Genomic DNA, 14699 nt, shown 5'->3' with positions numbered 1-14699 from the left:
ACTGAACCTGACACAGCGTAAGGATTCACAAATGCGCGATGTTCGGCCATGCTGGCCGGAATGAGTCGCATCCTCGCCCCGTGAGCGCCGCCCCCCGCCCCCTGCGCAGCCACCAGCGCGCCCTCGCCGAACTGGTCGCCGCCATCGCCGGCGGCGCGGCGGCGGAGGTCACCGACATCCTCGCGGCCGTCACGCCGGGCGGGGGCAAGTCGCTCCTGCCCGTCATCGCGGCCGCCCGCCTGATCGCGGCCGGCACCGTGCGGCGGGTGGTCTGGGTGGTGCCGCGCGACTCCCTGCGCCTGCAGGCCGAGGAGGCCTTCGCGGATCCGGCCTGGCGGGCGGCCCTCGGCCACGCCCTCTCGGTGCGCGCCGCCGACAACACCCCCGATCCCGCCAGGGGCCTTTCCGGCTACGTCACCACCTACCAGGCGGTCGCCGCCGCCCCTTCCCTGCACCTCGCCGAGATGCGGCGGAGCGACACCCTGCTGGTGATCGACGAGGTGCACCACCTCCCCGCCCTGGGTGGGGAGGTGCCGGAGGGCGAGGCGGCGGCCTGGAGCCGGGCGCTGCTGCCGCTGTTCCAGCACGCGCGGCTGCGCCTCCTCCTGTCGGGCACCCTGGAGCGGGCGGATGGGAGGCGCATCCTGTGGCTCCCCTACCGGGACGGCGAGGCCGGCCGCGCGCCGGTGCCGGACACGGCGGCGCCGGGCTGGGCGGTGATCGGCTACTCGCGGGCGCAGGCGCTCGCCGAGCGGGCGGTGCTGCCGGTTCAGTTCGGGGCCCTCGACGGCGAGGCGAGCTGGCTCGAGGGCGGCCGGGCGGACGGGCAGGCCCGGGTCGGCCCGCACCGCCTGTCGGGTTCGGCGCCGCGCGCGACGACCCGGCCGGCCCTGTTCACGGCCCTGCGCACCGGCTTCGCCCGCGCGCTGCTGCACGAGGCCTTCCTGGCGACGCGGCGCCTGCGGGCGGCGCGGCGGGCGGCCCGCGGCCTCGGACCGGGCGAGGCGGCGCGCGGGCTCGGCAAGCTCCTGGTGGTGGCGCCCGACCAGGCGAGCGCGCAGAGCTACCTCGCCATGCTGCGCGGCTGGATGCCCGCCGGCCAAGCCGCCCGCGACGCGCGCATCGCCGTCTCCTCCGAGCCCGAGGCCCACGCGGCGCTCGCCAGCTTCCGGCTCGCGCCCGAGCCGGCCGCGCTCGTCACCGTGGCCATGGCCTACGAGGGGCTCGACGCGCCCGAGGTGGCCGTGGTGGCGGCGCTCACCCACATCCGCAGCCGCCCCTGGCTCGAGCAGATGATCGCCCGGGCGACGCGGGTCGACCCCCAGGCCGGGCCCTACGGGGAGCAGCACGCCGTCGTCTTCCACCCGGACGACCCGCTCTTCGCCCGCTTCCGGGCGCGGATCGAGGCCGAGCAGGGGGCCGCCGCGCGCCGGACGCGGAGCATCTCGGCCGCGCCGCGCGATCCGCTCCCGCCCCGCGGCGAGGAGGGCATCGTGCCCCTGGAGAGCAACGCCCTCGGGCTGCGCTACGCCATGCTGCGGCCGGGGCCGGCGCTCGCCCTGGTGCGGCCGGAGATGCCGGCCGACCCGCCGCTGCCGCCTTCCGCCGCCGAGCGGCAGCTGCGCCGGCGGGTCGCCGCCCTGGTCACCGCGCAGGCGGTGGAGGACGAGGCCGAGCTGCGTTTGCCGCGCACCGGCCGCCTCGCCCACCGCTACAACGCCGTGCTGAAGCGGCTGTTCGGGAACAAGGCCCGCACCGCCATGACGGCGGCCGAGCTCGAGGCGGCCCTCGCCTGGCTCGAACGCAACCGCCTCGCGGATCACCTCCACCTCCTCGACGGCGACGCCCGCTACGCCTGGACGGCCCGCCGCCGCTGGGCCGGGGAGCGGCGCGCCGCCGGCCGCTGACGGGGGAGACTCGCGTATGACGTTAGGGAAATGTAAACTTCGCGCTCTGGTGTTAACCACTCGCTAACCATCCGGGCGCGAAATAGAACGGTAACGAATCATCAACCCGTGACCCACTCAACCCCCGCCCGCCCGCCGATCCGCTTCCGCGGCCGCTCCTTCCTGGCCGTGGTCCTCGCCCCCGAGGCGCCCGTCGAGGCCTGGCTCTCAGACCTCGACGCCCTGATGCAGCGCTCGCCGGCCTTCTTCGCCGGCCGCGCCGTGATCCTCGACGTGACCGCGCTGAAGCCCTCGGCCGAGGCGCTGACGGTCCTCGTGGGGGATCTGACCGCCCGCGGGATCCCGATCATGGGGCTCGAAGGGGCGGGCGCGGCGGGTTTCACGAGCGGCCTGCCGCCGCGGCTGACCGGCGGCCGGGCCGGCGGCGAGATCCCGGTGCCGGGCGAGCCGGAACCGGCGCCGGCGCCGATCGCCCTGCCGGAGCGGCCGACCACCGTCGGCTCGCTGGTGCTCGACGCACCCGTGCGCTCGGGCCAGCAGGTCCTGTTCCCGGAGGGGGACGTGACCGTGATGGGGTCGGTCGCCTCGGGTGCCGAGGTGATCGCGGGCGGGTCGATCCACGTCTACGGGGCCCTGCGCGGGCGGGCGATCGCGGGGGCGGCCGGCAACGCCAATGCCCGGATCGTCAGCAGCCGGTTCGCGCCGGAACTGCTGGCGATCGACGGCCTCTACCGCGTCGCCGACGACATCGAGCCGTCCCTGCTCGGACGGGCGGTGCATGTCTGGCTCGACGGCGACGCGATGCGGATGAAAGTGCTCGATTGACGTCCGCCCCGCGCCCTCGGGCGCCCGGGCGACCCCCGAACGGCAGGCGGCCGGGACCGCCCAACGAACAACGAGGTGCAGCATGCCAAAGGTCGTGGTGGTCACATCGGGCAAGGGCGGGGTCGGCAAGACCACCACGACCGCCGCCCTGGGCGCCGCCCTCGCCAAGGGAGGCGCGAATGTCTGCTTGGTGGATTTCGACGTCGGCCTGCGCAACCTCGACCTGGTGATGGGCGCCGAGCGCCGCGTCGTCTACGACCTCATCAACGTCGTCCAGGGCGACGCCAAGCTCGCCCAGGCCCTGATCCGCGACAAGCGCCTCGACACGCTCTCCCTCCTCCCCGCCTCCCAGACCCGCGACAAGGACGCGCTCACCGAGGAGGGCGTCGCCCGCGTGATCGAGGCCCTGCGGGAGCGCTTCGACTGGATCGTCTGCGACAGCCCGGCCGGGATCGAGCGCGGCGCGACCCTGGCGATGCGCCACGCCGACGTGGCCGTGGTGGTCACCAACCCGGAAGTGTCCTCGGTCCGCGACTCGGACCGGATCATCGGGCTGCTCGATTCCAAGACGGTGCGGGCCGAGGCCGGCGAGTCGATCGACAAGCACCTGATCCTGACCCGCTACGCCCCCTCGCGGGCGGACAAGGGCGAGATGCTCAAGATCGAGGACGTGCTGGAGATCCTGTCGATCCCGCTGCTCGCGGTGGTGCCGGAGAGCGAGGAGGTGCTCAAGGCCTCCAACGTCGGCAACCCGGTGACGCTCAACAACCCGGCGAGCGCGCCCGCCCGCGCCTACCTGGACGCGGCGCGCCGGCTCTGCGGCGAGACCGTCGCGATGACGATCCCCAGCGAGCGCAAGTCTTTCCTCAACCGTCTCCTGTCGCGGAGGGCCGCATGACACTCCTGCCGTTCTTCACTCGCCGCGCCAGCGCCCCGATCGCGCGCGAGCGCCTGCAGATCCTGCTCGCCCACGAGCGCGCCGCCTCCGGCCGGAGCGACCTCGCGGCGGTGCTGCGCGAGGAGATCCTCGCCGTCATCGCCAAGCACGTCACCATCGACAGCGAGAAGGTCAAGGTGTCGATGGACCGCGGCGAGGGGGTCTCGCTCCTGGAGATCGACGTCGAGTTGCCGGCCCGGCCCGTCCCCGAGACCCGCGAGCCCGCCCGCAAGCGGGCCTGACCGGCCCGCGCCCCGGAGACCGGGCCCCTCGCGCTTGCAACCCGGGCCTCCTTCGCGCGATGACGCGGGGAGGCCCTGCGGGGCCAAGAGGCCCTGCGGGGCCAAGAGGCCCTGCGGGGCTGAGGGAGCCCTGCGGGGCTGAGGAAGCCCTGCGGGGCGAGGGGGCCGGTCGGTGGCGGGACCATTCGGGCTGCGGGGCAGGACGGCGCTGATCACCGGCGCGGCGAGCGGGATCGGGGCGGCCCTGGCCGAGGCCCTGGCCGCGCGCGGCGCCCGCCTCGCCCTGGTCGACAGGGATGCCGAGGGTCTCGCCCGGGTCGCGGCCGCCCTGGACGGGCGCGCGCCCGCGCTCAGCACCCACCCCCTCGACCTGCGCGAGGCGGCCTGCATCGCGGCCCTGCCGGAGGCCGTGCAGGAGCGCCACGGCGACCTCGACCTCCTCGTCAACAATGCCGGGGTGGCGCTCGCCGGCCGCTTCGAGGACCTCGCCCTCGACGAGTTCGAGTGGCTGATGGACATCAACTTCCGCGCCGCGGTGCGGATGACCCACGCCTTCCTGCCGGCCCTGCGCCGGCGGCCGGAGGCGATGATCGTCAACCTGTCGAGCCTCTACGGGATCATCGCGCCGGCGGGCCAGACCGCCTACGCGGCGAGCAAGTTCGCGCTGCGCGGCTTCTCGGAGGCCCTGCGCCACGAATACGAGGGGACGGGGCTCCACGTCATGGTGGTGCATCCGGGCGGCGTCGCCACCGCCATCGCCCGCAATGCCCGCACCGGGGCCGGGGTCGACCCGGCCGAGGCCGCGCGCGGCCGCGCCGCCTTCGAGCGCCACCTGCGCCTCGCCCCCGCGGCGGCGGCGGACCGGATCCTCGCCGGGATCGCGCGGCGCATGCCCCGCCTCATCGTCGGCGCCGACGCGCGGCAGGTCGTCCTCCTGCAGCGCCTGATGCCGGTGCGCTACTGGGCGGTGATCCGCCGGGCGCTCGGCGAGTAGGAGGGTTCTCGCGGCATGGCCTCGTTGCGCGCCCATTTCCTCGCCTGGATCGTCCGGCGGCAGGTCAAGCGGCGCCTGTCCGGCGTCACCGACGTCCGACAGGTCCGGCGCGTCTTCGATTCCGCCGCCTTCCCGGACCCGCCCGGCATCGCCTTCCGGCCCGGCGAGGTCGGCGGGATCGCGGGGGAATGGGCGGAGCGCCAGGGTCTCGCGGCGGCCGCGCCGCGCCTCCTCTACCTGCACGGGGGCGGCTTCGTCGCCTGCTCGGCGCGCACCCACCGGCCCCTGATCGGCGGGCTCGCGCGGCAGGGCTTCCGGATCTTTACCCCGAACTACCGCCTCGCCCCCGAGGATCCCTTCCCGGCGGCCCTCGACGACGCGGCGGCGGCCTGGGCGGATTTCGCGGCCGAAGGGCCGGCCGTGCTCGCGGGCGAATCGGCGGGCGGCAACCTCGCCCTCGCCCTGCTGCTGCGCCTCCGGGACGCGGGCGGGCGGCTCCCGGCGGCGGCGGCGGCCTTCTCGCCCGCCACCGACCTCCTCGGCGGCAGCCCCTCGCTGACCGAGAATGCCGGGCGCGAGGCGATGCTCTCGGTCGAGAGCTTCCCGCTGCTGCAGCGGGCCTATCTGGGCGGCCACGACCCGGCCGATCCCCTGGTGTCGCCCCTCCACGGCGACCTGCGCGGCCTGCCCCCGATCCTGCTCCACGTCGGCGAGCGCGAGATCCTGCGGGACGATTCCGTGCGCTTCGCCGCCCGGGCGCGGGAGGCGGGCGTGACGGTGGCGCTCACGGTCTGGCCGGTCGTGCCCCATGCCTGGCAATTCGCCTCCTCGTTCCTGCCCGAGGCCCGGCGCTCCCTGGCGGAGGCGGGGGCCTTCCTGGAGGGGCACCTCGCGGCCGCGCGGGAGCGCGCCTCCGCCCTGCGTTGACATTCGCCTCGACACCCTCTAGGGGCTCCGGCTTCCAGGCGACGTTTCGTCCCGACCCGACCCGCCGACCGGTCCCCCGAGGCCGGAGGCCAACGCCCGACAGCGCGACGCGCCCTCGGGCGCGTCCGGCGTTGGGCGGAGCGGCGCCGCGAGCCGGGATCACGGATGACTGAGACCAGCCCCGCGCGACTGCGCATCGAGGACGCGGTGAACACGGCCTGCCCCTGGTCGGGCCGGCCGATCGCCGCCGATTCGCTGACGCTCTACAACGGCGCCGTGGTGGGCTTCTGCAATCCCGATTGCCGCGACAAGTTCGAGGCCGCGATCCGGCACTTCGAGGGCGCCCTGCAGGTGCGCCGGGCGGCCAGCGCGGGCAACGACGAGTAGGCGCGAGGATCCGATGTTCGAAGGCCTCTCCGATCGCCTCTCCGGCATCCTGTCGGGGCTCACCCGCCGCGGCGCGCTGACCGAGGCGGACGTCACCGCCGCCCTGCGGGAGGTGCGCCGCGCCCTCCTGGAGGCCGACGTCGCCCTCGAAGTGGTGCGCGACTTCACCGAGAAGGTGCGCGAGCAGGCGGTCGGCGCCACCGTGCTGAAATCGGTCACGCCCGGCCAGATGGTCGTGAAGATCGTCAACGACCAGCTCGTGGCGATGCTGGGCGCCGAGGCCGAGATCATCGACCTCAACGCCCCCTCCCCCGTGGCGATCCTGATGGTCGGCCTGCAGGGCTCGGGCAAGACCACCACCACGGCGAAGATCGCCAGGCGCCTGAACGGCCGCGAGAAGCGCCGGGTGCTGATGGCCTCCCTCGACACGCGCCGCCCGGCCGCCATGGAGCAGCTGGCGGTGCTGGGCAAGCAGGTCGGCGTCGAGACCCTGCCGATCGTGGCCGGCCAATCGGCGGTGCAGATCGCCAAGCGCGCCATGGAGGCCGCCCGGCTCGGCGGCTTCGACGTGGTGATGCTCGACACGGCCGGCCGCATCACCCTCGACGAGGCGCTGATGCAGGAGGCCGCCGAGGTGAAGGCGGCGGCCCGCCCGCACGAGGTGCTGCTCGTCGCCGACGCGCTCACCGGTCAGGACGCGGTCAACACCGCCCGCGCCTTCGACCAGCGCCTCGGCGTCACCGGCATCGTGCTCACCCGCATGGACGGCGACGCGCGCGGCGGCGCGGCCCTCTCCATGCGCGCCGTCACCGGCAAGCCGATCAAGCTCGTCGGCACCGGCGAGAAGGTCGACGCGCTCGAGGAATTCCATCCCGCCCGCGTCGCCAACCGCATCCTCGGCATGGGCGACATCGTCTCGCTCGTCGAGAAGGCGGCGGAGACCATCGACCAGGAACAGGCCCTGCGCGTCGCCGAGAAGATGCGCAAGGGCAAGTTCGACCTCGACGACCTCGCGATGCAGCTCGGCCAGATGGAGAAGATGGGCGGCATCGGCGGCCTGATGGGCATGCTGCCGGGCATGGGCCAGATCAAGAAGCAGGTCGAGGGCGCCAATCTCGACGAGAAGATGTTCCGGCGCCAGCGCGCCATCATCTCGTCGATGACGCCCGAGGAGCGGCGCAACCCCGACATCCTCAAGGCCTCGCGCAAGAAGCGCGTCGCCAAGGGCGCGGGCGTCGACGTCGCGGAGATCAACAAGCTGCTGAAGATGCACCGGACCATGGCCGACATGATGAAGGCGATGGGGTCGGGCAAGCGCGGGATCGGCCAGGCGCTGGGCTCGATGTTCGGGCTCGGCGGGGGCGGCCCCGGCGGCGGCCTCGGGGGGTTGGGCCGGATGATGGGCGGCGGCATGCCGGAGCCCACGCCCGAGCAGATCGCCGCCCTGGAGAAGCAGTTCGGCGGCAAGCTGCCGCCGATGCCGCCCGGGCTCGGGGGCGCGCCCGGGAAGGCGCCGGGCCTGCCGGGCCTCGGCGGGAACAAGATGCCGGGGTTGCCGGGCCTCGGGGGCCTGCCCTTCGGCAAGAAGAAGTGAGCGGGCCGACCGGCCCGGCTTGGGAAGTGACCGGGCCGATCGGCCCGGCTTGGGAAGTGATCGGGCCGACCGGCCCGGCTTGGGAATCGACGTTCTCGACAGCGGGAAGATCGATGGGGAGGCGTGCCGCCCGGCGGCCCCTCCGGAAGGCGGGAGCGCGATCGCGCGTCTCCCGCGCACGTGGTGACAAGCGACTGAGTGAAGAGGTGAGACAATGTCCCTGAAGATCCGCCTGACCCGCGGCGGCGCCAAGAAGCGCCCCTATTACCGCATCGTCGTCGCCGATTCGCGCTCGCCGCGCGACGGCCGCTTCATCGAGAAGGTCGGCGTGTACGACCCGATGAAGCCGAAGGACGACCCGGCCCGCGTGTCGCTCGAATCCGAGAAGATCCAGGCGTGGCTGGCCAAGGGCGCGCAGCCGACCGACCGCGTCCTGCGCTTCCTCGACGCCGCCGGCCTCGCCAAGCGCCCGGCCCGCAACAACCCGAAGAAGGCCGAGCCGGGCCAGAAGGCCAAGGAGCGCGCCGCCGCCCGCGCCGAGAAGGCCGGCGCCGGCGACGACGCCGCGGCGTAACGCCTCCATGGCGCGCCGGCCCCAGCGCCCCGCCCCATCCGGTCGCGCCGGCGCGGGACGGGGCGCGGCCGGCGCGGCCCCGCCGGGGCCGGACGCGAGACTCGTCGTGCTCGGCGAGTTCGGCCGCGCGCACGGCCTCCAGGGCGAGGTGCGGCTGAAATCCTATACCGCCGAGCCGATGGCGATCGGCGGCTACGGGCCGCTCCTCGCCTCCGACGGCCGCGTGGTGGAGTTGACGGCGCTGCGCCCCGCCGCGGGAACGCCCGACATCCTGGTGGCGCGGGTGGCCGGCGTCGCGGGCCGCAGCGCGGCCGAGGGCCTCAACCGCCTCACCCTCTCGGTGCCCCGGGACCGCCTCGGCGCGCCCGAGGACGAGGACGAGTTCTTCACCGCCGACCTCGTCGGTCTCGCCGCGGTGGATGCGGCGGGCACGCGGCTCGGCACGATCCGGGCGGTGCCGAATTACGGCGGCGGCGACCTCCTGGAGATCGAGCCCGAGGGCGGCGGACGCCCGGCCCTCCTGCCCTTCACCCGCCTCTTCGTGCCGAAGGTCGAGATCGCGGCCGGCCGCGTGACGATCGCGCCGCCCGAGGATCTCTTCGCCCCGCCCGGCCCGCCGCCGGAGGGCGAGGGCTGATCCGGGATCCGGTTGATCGCAGCGGATCCCGGATCGCGCGCCCGCGCGGCGCGTGAGCGACGCCCCAATCCGCCATGCGAAAGGGATCGAGCGGAATGGGTATGCCCCGAACACCGCAGAACCGGCGCCGTCATCCGACATCCGGTTGATGGCTTCGCCATCTCCCATTTCGGCAACGCGGATGTCGGCGTCGCTCAAGCGCCGCGCGGGCGTGTCATACGACATCCGACGGATTGCTTCGCAATACGGATGTCGGCTTCGCTCACGCGCCGCGCGGGCTTGTCAGACGCTGTCCGGACGTGATCGTCCGGACAGCGGATCAGAACGGCGTGACGGTCTCGAAGACGCGCTGCCCGATGGTCGGGTCCTGCACGTCGGTGATGCGGCCGCGCCCGCCGTAGGAGATCCGCGCCTCCGCGATCTTGTCGTAGTCGATCGTGTTCTTGCGGGTGATGTCGCGCGGCCGGACGATGCCCGCCACGGTGAGCACGCGCACCTCGCTGTTGACGCGCACCTCCTGCGAGCCGCTGATCAGGAGGTTGCCGTTCGGCAGCGTGTCGGTGACCACGGCCGCGACCGACAGGCTCAGGTTCTCCTTGCGGTCGATGGTGCCGTTGCCCTTGGTCTCGGTGCCCGAGCGGATGCCCGCATCGGCGGTGGCCGAGTCCTTCACGCCCGAGACGCCGTAGCTGAAATCGAAGCCGAGCGACGATTTCTGGCTGCGCGAGCGATCGGTGGCGTTGTCGAACTGCGCCTTGTCGTTGATCGAGATGCTCACCGTGATCACGTCGCCGATGTTGCGGGCGCGCGGGTCCTGGAACAGGTCGGCGGCGCCGGGTGCCCAGGTCGAGCTGTAGCTGCGCCGGGGCGTGGCCGCGAAGGAGGCCGGCAGCGGCTCGCGCGGGGCGGCGAGGCCCGTGCCGATCGGCGTCAGCAGCGGCGGGCGTCCGATCGGGTCGAGGGGCTGGGCGCAGGCGCCGAGCCCCGCCACGGCCGCGCAGGTCAGCAGGCGCTTCATCAGGATTTCTCGCCGTCCTTCGGTTTCTTGCTGGCGTCGGTCATGATCCGGGCGAGCTGCGCGGCGCGCGACGCCTCCATCTCGCTCAGGATGCTGCTCGCCGTGCGCGCATTGAGCTTGGTGAGGAGGGCCGCCGCCGCCTCGTCCGGCATGTTGGCGAGCTGGAGGGCCGCCGCGTCGGGGCGCATCTTCATGTAGATCGCCACCACGGTCTCGTCGGCCTTGGCCAGGAACTCGTTGCGCCGCCGCAGCCACTCCTCGTACTCGGCGCGCTTGGCCTCGAGCTGCCTGATGCGCTCCTCGACCTGCTTCTCGAGGGCGGTCAGCGTCTCCTTCTGCCACGCCACGCGCGCATCCGCGGCCGCGTCCACGATGCCGTTGCAATAGGCCGCGGCCCGCGAGGGCGGCGCCTCCTCGGCGGCGCGGGCAGGGCCCGCGAGCCCCGCGAGCCACAGCAGGCCCGCGAGCCCCGCGAGCCACAGCAGGCCCGCGAGCGGCGGGAGGAAGCCCGCCGGGAGGGGACGCCGCCTCATTGCACCACGAGCTCCGCCTGGAGGGCGCCGGCCGTCTTCACGGCCTGGAGGATCGCGATGATGTCGCTCGGCTTCAGGCCGACCTGGTTGAGGCCCTTGACGAGGGTCTGGAGGTCGGAGCCGCCCAGGACGGCGAGGCGGCCCTGCTGCTCCTGGGCCGAGACCTCGGTGCGCGGCACCACCACGGTCTGGCCGTTGCGGGAGGAGGGATTGGGCTGGGAGACCTCGGGCGTCTCGGTGACCCGGACCGTCAGGTTGCCGTGCGTGACCGCCACCGTGGAGATCTGGACGTTGCGGCCGATCACCACCGTGCCGGTGCGCTGATCCACCACCACCCGCGCCGGGGTGTCGGGCTGGATGGTCAGGTCGCCGACCTCCGCGATGAAGCGGGTCTGCGCGATCGCGGGCGGCTTGTGCAGCACCACCGAGCGCTGGTCGCGCGGGATCGCCACGCGCCGGCCGAAGCGCTGCAGCGCGTAGGCGTTGACCGCGTCGACGATCAGGGTCGCGGTCTTGAAGTCGGGGTTCTTGAGTTCGAGGACGAGCTGCGGCAGGTCCTGCAGCGAGCCCGGCACCTGCCGCTCGATCAGGGCGCCGTTCGGAATGCGCCCGGCGGTCGGCACGCCCTGCGTGACCGTCTCGGCCTGGCCACCCACCGAGAAGCCGGAGACCGCCATCGGCCCCTGGGCGGCGGCGTAGACCTGCCCGTCGCCGCCCGAGAGCGGCGTCATCAGGAGCGTGCCGCCCTTGAGCGAGGTCGCGTCGCCGAGCGAGGTCACGGTGACGTCGATGCGCGAGCCCACGGTCGCGTAGGGCGGCAGGTCGGCCGTCACCATCACGGCCGCGACGTTGCGGGTGCGCAGGCGCGAGTCGCGCACGTTGACGCCCATCCGGTCGAGCATCGATTGCAGCGACTGCTCGGTGAACTGCGCGTTGCGCAGGGTGTCGCCGGTGCCCTGGAGGCCCGTGACGAGCCCGTAGCCGACGAGCTGGTTGTCGCGCACGCCCTGGAGCGCGGCGATGTCCTTGATCCGGGTGCCGGCGAGGGCCGGGAGCGCGGCGAGGGGCGCGACCAGCAGGGCGAGCAGCAGCGCGAGGATCCGGTCCATCAGCGCATGTCCCCGATGCGGATGCGGCCGTCGCCCTGGACGACGCCGACGACGATCCGGCCCGTATCGGTGTTGCGCACCCGGATGACCTCGCCGAGGCCGCCATTCTGCAGCGGCGTGCCGAGCGTGGTGATGATGAGGCCGTTCTCCTCGAAGATCATCGTGGTGGGCGTGCCGCGGCTGACCAGGCGCGGATCGTCCACCGCGTTGACCGGCACCGGCTCCCCGGGCAGGAGCGTGCGCCGCGCCACCCGGCCGACGATGGCGAGGGGCGCGTCGATCACGGCGGCGCGGGCGCGGAAGGTCGGCGGGAAGGACTGCTCGCGCAGCATCGTCTCCTTGATCATGTCGCCCGGGTAGATCGTCACGGCCGGGACCGGGAGGACGAGGTCGGGCGCGCGCTCGGGCGGCGCCTGCGCGGCGGCGGGGCCGGCGGCGGGAGCGGCCGCGCAGGGGCCGATGCCGGCGCCGCAGGCGCCGGCCAGGAGGGCGAGCGCGAGCGCCCGCCGGGTTCGACTGCTCATGACCATCGTGATCGCATCCTCGCCTTCGCGGGCGCGCCGGGGCCGCGCCGCTCGCGGGCGCCGCCGCGGCGCGCCGGGTTACCGGATGCCCTTCGACACCGTGCCGGCCATCTCGTCGGCGGCCTGGATCACCTTCGAGTTCATCTCGAAGGCGCGCTGGGCCGTGATCAGGCTGGTGATCTCCTTGACCGGATCGACGTTCGAACTCTCCAGGTAGCCCTGCTGGACCTTGCCGAAGCCGGTATCCCCCGCGACGCCGGTGACGGGGGCGCCCGAGGCGGCGGTCTCGCGGTAGAGGCCGTTGCCGAGGGGCTCCAGGCCCGATTCGTTGGCGAAGTTGGCGATCGAGAGCTGGCCGAGGAGCTGCGGCGTCGCCTGCCCGTCGACTTTGGCGTAGACCTGCCCCGACTGGTTGATCACGACGTCGACGGTGTTGGCCGGGAACAGGATTGCCGGCTCCACCACGTAGCCTTCGAGGGTGACGAGCTGGCCGGTCGAACTCTTGTTGAAGGAGCCGGCGCGGGTGTAGTTCACCTCGCCGTTCGGGTTCGTGACCTGGAAGTAGCCGCGGCCGTTGATGGCGAGGTCGAGGTTGTTCGAGGTCTGGGCGAGCGGACCCTGGCGGTGCAGGTTGCGGATCGCGGCCGCCCGCACGCCGAGGCCGAGGAGCGCCCCCTCGGGCACCGCCTCCTGTCCGGTCTGGTTCGGCACGCCCTGCTGCCGCTCGGCTTGGTAGAGCAGGTCCGTGAACTCCGCCCGGGCGCCCTTGAAGCCGGTCGTGTTCAGGTTGGCGACGTTGTTGGCGATGACTTCGAGGTTGAGCTGCTGGGCATTCATGCCCGTGGCGGCGATGGCGAGCGCTCTCATGTCGGGGTGGATCCTCAGATCGCCATGCGGCTGATTTCGAGATAGGCGGCCACGACCTTGTCGCGGATGGCGATGGTGGTCTGCAGGCTCTGCTCGGCGGAGAGCACTGCCTCCACCACCTGCTGGGCGGAAGCCTTGCCCTGGAGCCCGGCGATGGCGGTCGCCTCGCCGGCGCGCAGGGTGTCGCGCATGCCGGAGGCGATCTGGGCCATGACGTCGCCGAAGGCCGGACCCGTCGGGATCGCGGTCGGGGCGGGGCTGAGAACGCCCTGAAGGAGCCCGGCCGAGGAGGGGCCGGAGACCGGTCCCGTCCGGTCGATCAGCGCGTTCAGGGATGCGACGGCCTCGATCATGGCGCCACGCCTCAGCTCTTCAGGAGATCGATGACGCTCGCCACGAGGGCCCGGGCCTGCTTGATCATCTGCAGGTTCGCCTCGTAGGAGCGGTTGGCTTCGCGCATGTCCGTCATCTCGATGAGGACATTGACGTTGGGATACTTGACGTCGCCGTTCTCATCGGCCGCCGGGTTGCCGGGCTCGTGCTCGACGCGGAAGGGCGCCCGGTCGACGCCGATCTCCCGCACGCCCACGGTGGCGGCCCCCGCCGCCCGGTCGAGTTCGCTGCGGAAGGTGATCGTCTTGCGCTGGTAGGGGTCCGAGCCCGGGTCCACGCCCGTCGACTGGGCGTTGGCGATGTTCTCGGCCACGACGCGCAGCCGCAGCGACTGCACCTCCATCCCGGCGCTGGCGAGGCGCGCCGAGGCGGTCAGAGGGTCGATCACGAGCCGCTCCTCACGCCCGACAGCATCATCCGGTGGAAGGCCTTCACCACCGCCGTGTTGAGGTTGAAGTCGCGCGCGATGTCGTTGGACTTCAGCATCTCCTGCTCCAGGCTGACCGAGTGGCCGCCCTGGATCGCGTCCCAGCTCTCGCTCGGCTTCACCTTCGCGGTGGGAGTGGTCGTGCCGGCCCTGAGATGGCCCTGGGACGTCGCCGCGAGGTCCAGCCCCGCGCGGGAGAGCACCTCGGCGAAGGGCACGACGTCGCGCGCCTTGTAGCCGGGCGTGTCGGCATTCGCGATGTTGCCCGCGACCGTCGCCTGCCGCACCGAGAGGTACTGCGCCCGCCGGGACGCGAGGCCGAAGAGGTAGATGCCGCTCAATGTCGGATCCTCGGAACCATTCCGTATCCCGAGGTCTAGGGTCGCAACCTTGCCTGAGGCTGGCGCAAGCTGGCGTCAGGGTCCTAGGACACGACGCGCAGGGGTTTCTCCAGCACGCGCAGCACCTGCGCGAGATCGTGGCCCCGCTTCAGGATGCGGCCGGTCTCGGCCACCACCGCGTAGGCGCCCTGGCGGCGGGCGAGCCGGGGATCCTTCTCGATGCGGTAGAGCGGGCGCTCCGAGGTGCGGCGATGGATCGAGAACACCGCCTTCTCGCGGGTGAAATCCATCGTGTAGTCGCGCCACTCTCCGGCCGCGACCATGCGCCCGTAGAGGTTGAGGATCTCGCGCAGCTCGCTGCGATGGAACGAGACCGGCGGGGGGGCAGCGCGGGGAAACGGGATCACCCGCGCCTCAGCCCCCGGTAGACGACTGTCCGGGGTCTCTCCTTCCGTCATCGTTC

The 14699-nt window shown here is 73.2% G+C and carries 19 protein-coding genes; 10 read left to right on the top strand and 9 right to left on the bottom strand.

All coding sequences use genetic code 11. From position 1 onward, the window contains the following. Window positions 1-38: 38 nt before the first annotated feature. The 10 genes from M446_RS17695 to rimM all read left to right on the top strand — a co-directional run bounded on the left by M446_RS17695 (window position 39) and on the right by rimM (window position 9024). A complete protein-coding gene (locus M446_RS17695) occupies window positions 39-1907 on the top strand; it encodes a DEAD/DEAH box helicase (protein ID WP_012333470.1) in 1869 nt (622 codons plus the stop codon). Between the two features lie 108 nt (window positions 1908-2015). Then, window positions 2016-2732, top strand: coding sequence for a septum site-determining protein MinC (minC, locus tag M446_RS17690; protein WP_012333469.1), 717 nt, complete (start codon window positions 2016-2018; stop codon window positions 2730-2732). 82 nt (window positions 2733-2814) lie between these two features. Then, window positions 2815-3630 (top strand): septum site-determining protein MinD, encoded by an 816-nt coding sequence (minD, locus tag M446_RS17685; protein ID WP_012333468.1) that lies wholly within the window; start codon window positions 2815-2817, stop codon window positions 3628-3630. After that, entirely contained in the window at window positions 3627-3911 is a 285-nt protein-coding gene (gene minE, locus M446_RS17680; protein WP_012333467.1) for a cell division topological specificity factor MinE, read from the top strand. The genes minD and minE overlap by 4 nt, the downstream gene beginning before the upstream one ends. Window positions 3912-4083: 172 nt before the next feature. After that, the gene (locus tag M446_RS17675) at window positions 4084-4905 is read left to right on the top strand and encodes an SDR family NAD(P)-dependent oxidoreductase (protein WP_012333466.1); all 822 of its coding nucleotides are present in this window, start codon (window positions 4084-4086) and stop codon (window positions 4903-4905) included. Window positions 4906-4920: 15 nt separating this feature from the next. Beyond that, complete coding sequence (locus M446_RS17670) at window positions 4921-5832, top strand: alpha/beta hydrolase fold domain-containing protein (protein ID WP_012333465.1); 912 nt, start codon at window positions 4921-4923, stop codon at window positions 5830-5832. A gap of 165 nt (window positions 5833-5997) precedes the next feature. Next, entirely contained in the window at window positions 5998-6219 is a 222-nt protein-coding gene (locus M446_RS17665) for a glutathione S-transferase (protein WP_012333464.1), read from the top strand. Between the two features lie 13 nt (window positions 6220-6232). Next, complete coding sequence (gene ffh / locus M446_RS17660; RefSeq protein WP_012333463.1) at window positions 6233-7813, top strand: signal recognition particle protein; 1581 nt, start codon at window positions 6233-6235, stop codon at window positions 7811-7813. A gap of 214 nt (window positions 7814-8027) precedes the next feature. Next, entirely contained in the window at window positions 8028-8387 is a 360-nt protein-coding gene (rpsP, locus tag M446_RS17655; protein WP_012333462.1) for a 30S ribosomal protein S16, read from the top strand. A 7-nt stretch (window positions 8388-8394) separates the two neighbouring features. Further along, entirely contained in the window at window positions 8395-9024 is a 630-nt protein-coding gene (rimM, locus tag M446_RS17650) for a ribosome maturation factor RimM (RefSeq protein ID WP_026190522.1), read from the top strand. 319 nt (window positions 9025-9343) lie between these two features. On the opposite strand, the gene flgH is transcribed toward rimM, so the two are convergent. From flgH to M446_RS17605, 9 genes are all read right to left on the bottom strand, one after another. Continuing rightward, entirely contained in the window at window positions 9344-10042 is a 699-nt protein-coding gene (flgH, locus tag M446_RS17645; RefSeq protein ID WP_012333460.1) for a flagellar basal body L-ring protein FlgH, read from the bottom strand. Next, a complete protein-coding gene (locus M446_RS17640) occupies window positions 10042-10575 on the bottom strand; it encodes a MotE family protein (protein ID WP_012333459.1) in 534 nt (177 codons plus the stop codon). Before M446_RS17640 ends, flgH begins: the two co-directional genes overlap by 1 nt. Further along, window positions 10572-11684: a flagellar basal body P-ring protein FlgI gene (gene flgI / locus M446_RS17635; protein ID WP_012333458.1), complete on the bottom strand. Its 1113-nt coding sequence runs from the start codon at window positions 11682-11684 to the stop codon at window positions 10572-10574. Before flgI ends, M446_RS17640 begins: the two co-directional genes overlap by 4 nt. Beyond that, on the bottom strand, window positions 11684-12214 hold the full coding sequence (gene flgA / locus M446_RS17630; protein ID WP_012333457.1) for a flagellar basal body P-ring formation chaperone FlgA: 531 nt from the start codon (window positions 12212-12214) through the stop codon (window positions 11684-11686). Before flgA ends, flgI begins: the two co-directional genes overlap by 1 nt. A gap of 72 nt (window positions 12215-12286) precedes the next feature. After that, on the bottom strand, window positions 12287-13075 hold the full coding sequence (gene flgG / locus M446_RS17625) for a flagellar basal-body rod protein FlgG (RefSeq protein WP_012333456.1): 789 nt from the start codon (window positions 13073-13075) through the stop codon (window positions 12287-12289). A gap of 14 nt (window positions 13076-13089) precedes the next feature. Continuing rightward, window positions 13090-13428: a flagellar hook-basal body complex protein FliE gene (locus M446_RS17620; protein WP_012333455.1), complete on the bottom strand. Its 339-nt coding sequence runs from the start codon at window positions 13426-13428 to the stop codon at window positions 13090-13092. A gap of 11 nt (window positions 13429-13439) precedes the next feature. Next, window positions 13440-13853 carry a flagellar basal body rod protein FlgC gene (flgC, locus tag M446_RS17615; protein WP_198293055.1) on the bottom strand — a complete coding sequence of 138 codons (414 nt, stop codon included), beginning with the start codon at window positions 13851-13853 and terminating at the stop codon, window positions 13440-13442. Then, window positions 13853-14236, bottom strand: coding sequence for a flagellar basal body rod protein FlgB (gene flgB / locus M446_RS17610; protein WP_012333453.1), 384 nt, complete (start codon window positions 14234-14236; stop codon window positions 13853-13855). Before flgB ends, flgC begins: the two co-directional genes overlap by 1 nt. A gap of 83 nt (window positions 14237-14319) precedes the next feature. Then, a complete protein-coding gene (locus M446_RS17605) occupies window positions 14320-14694 on the bottom strand; it encodes a DUF2794 domain-containing protein (protein ID WP_012333452.1) in 375 nt (124 codons plus the stop codon). Window positions 14695-14699: the final 5 nt, after the last annotated feature.

Source organism: Methylobacterium sp. 4-46 (assembly GCF_000019365.1).
Lineage (GTDB): Bacteria > Pseudomonadota > Alphaproteobacteria > Rhizobiales > Beijerinckiaceae > Methylobacterium.
Note: the sequence above shows the minus strand (reverse complement) of the source record. Positions and strands in the feature narration are given on the sequence as shown.

Bases quoted from the DNA above. Each gene is read 5' to 3' on its own strand.
- flgG (WP_012333456.1), bottom strand. From the start codon at position 13,075: ATGAGAGCGCTCGCCATCGCCGCCACGGGCATGAATGCCCAGCAGCTC.
- flgA (WP_012333457.1), bottom strand. From the start codon at position 12,214: ATGGTCATGAGCAGTCGAACCCGGCGGGCGCTCGCGCTCGCCCTCCTG.
- rimM (WP_026190522.1), top strand. From the start codon at position 8,395: ATGGCGCGCCGGCCCCAGCGCCCCGCCCCATCCGGTCGCGCCGGCGCG.
- M446_RS17640 (WP_012333459.1), bottom strand. From the start codon at position 10,575: ATGAGGCGGCGTCCCCTCCCGGCGGGCTTCCTCCCGCCGCTCGCGGGC.
- flgI (WP_012333458.1), bottom strand. From the start codon at position 11,684: ATGGACCGGATCCTCGCGCTGCTGCTCGCCCTGCTGGTCGCGCCCCTC.
- M446_RS17695 (WP_012333470.1), top strand. From the start codon at position 39: ATGTTCGGCCATGCTGGCCGGAATGAGTCGCATCCTCGCCCCGTGAGC.
- M446_RS17620 (WP_012333455.1), bottom strand. From the start codon at position 13,428: ATGATCGAGGCCGTCGCATCCCTGAACGCGCTGATCGACCGGACGGGA.
- flgH (WP_012333460.1), bottom strand. From the start codon at position 10,042: ATGAAGCGCCTGCTGACCTGCGCGGCCGTGGCGGGGCTCGGCGCCTGC.
- rpsP (WP_012333462.1), top strand. From the start codon at position 8,028: ATGTCCCTGAAGATCCGCCTGACCCGCGGCGGCGCCAAGAAGCGCCCC.
- ffh (WP_012333463.1), top strand. From the start codon at position 6,233: ATGTTCGAAGGCCTCTCCGATCGCCTCTCCGGCATCCTGTCGGGGCTC.
- minD (WP_012333468.1), top strand. From the start codon at position 2,815: ATGCCAAAGGTCGTGGTGGTCACATCGGGCAAGGGCGGGGTCGGCAAG.
- M446_RS17665 (WP_012333464.1), top strand. From the start codon at position 5,998: ATGACTGAGACCAGCCCCGCGCGACTGCGCATCGAGGACGCGGTGAAC.
- M446_RS17605 (WP_012333452.1), bottom strand. From the start codon at position 14,694: ATGACGGAAGGAGAGACCCCGGACAGTCGTCTACCGGGGGCTGAGGCG.
- M446_RS17670 (WP_012333465.1), top strand. From the start codon at position 4,921: ATGGCCTCGTTGCGCGCCCATTTCCTCGCCTGGATCGTCCGGCGGCAG.
- minE (WP_012333467.1), top strand. From the start codon at position 3,627: ATGACACTCCTGCCGTTCTTCACTCGCCGCGCCAGCGCCCCGATCGCG.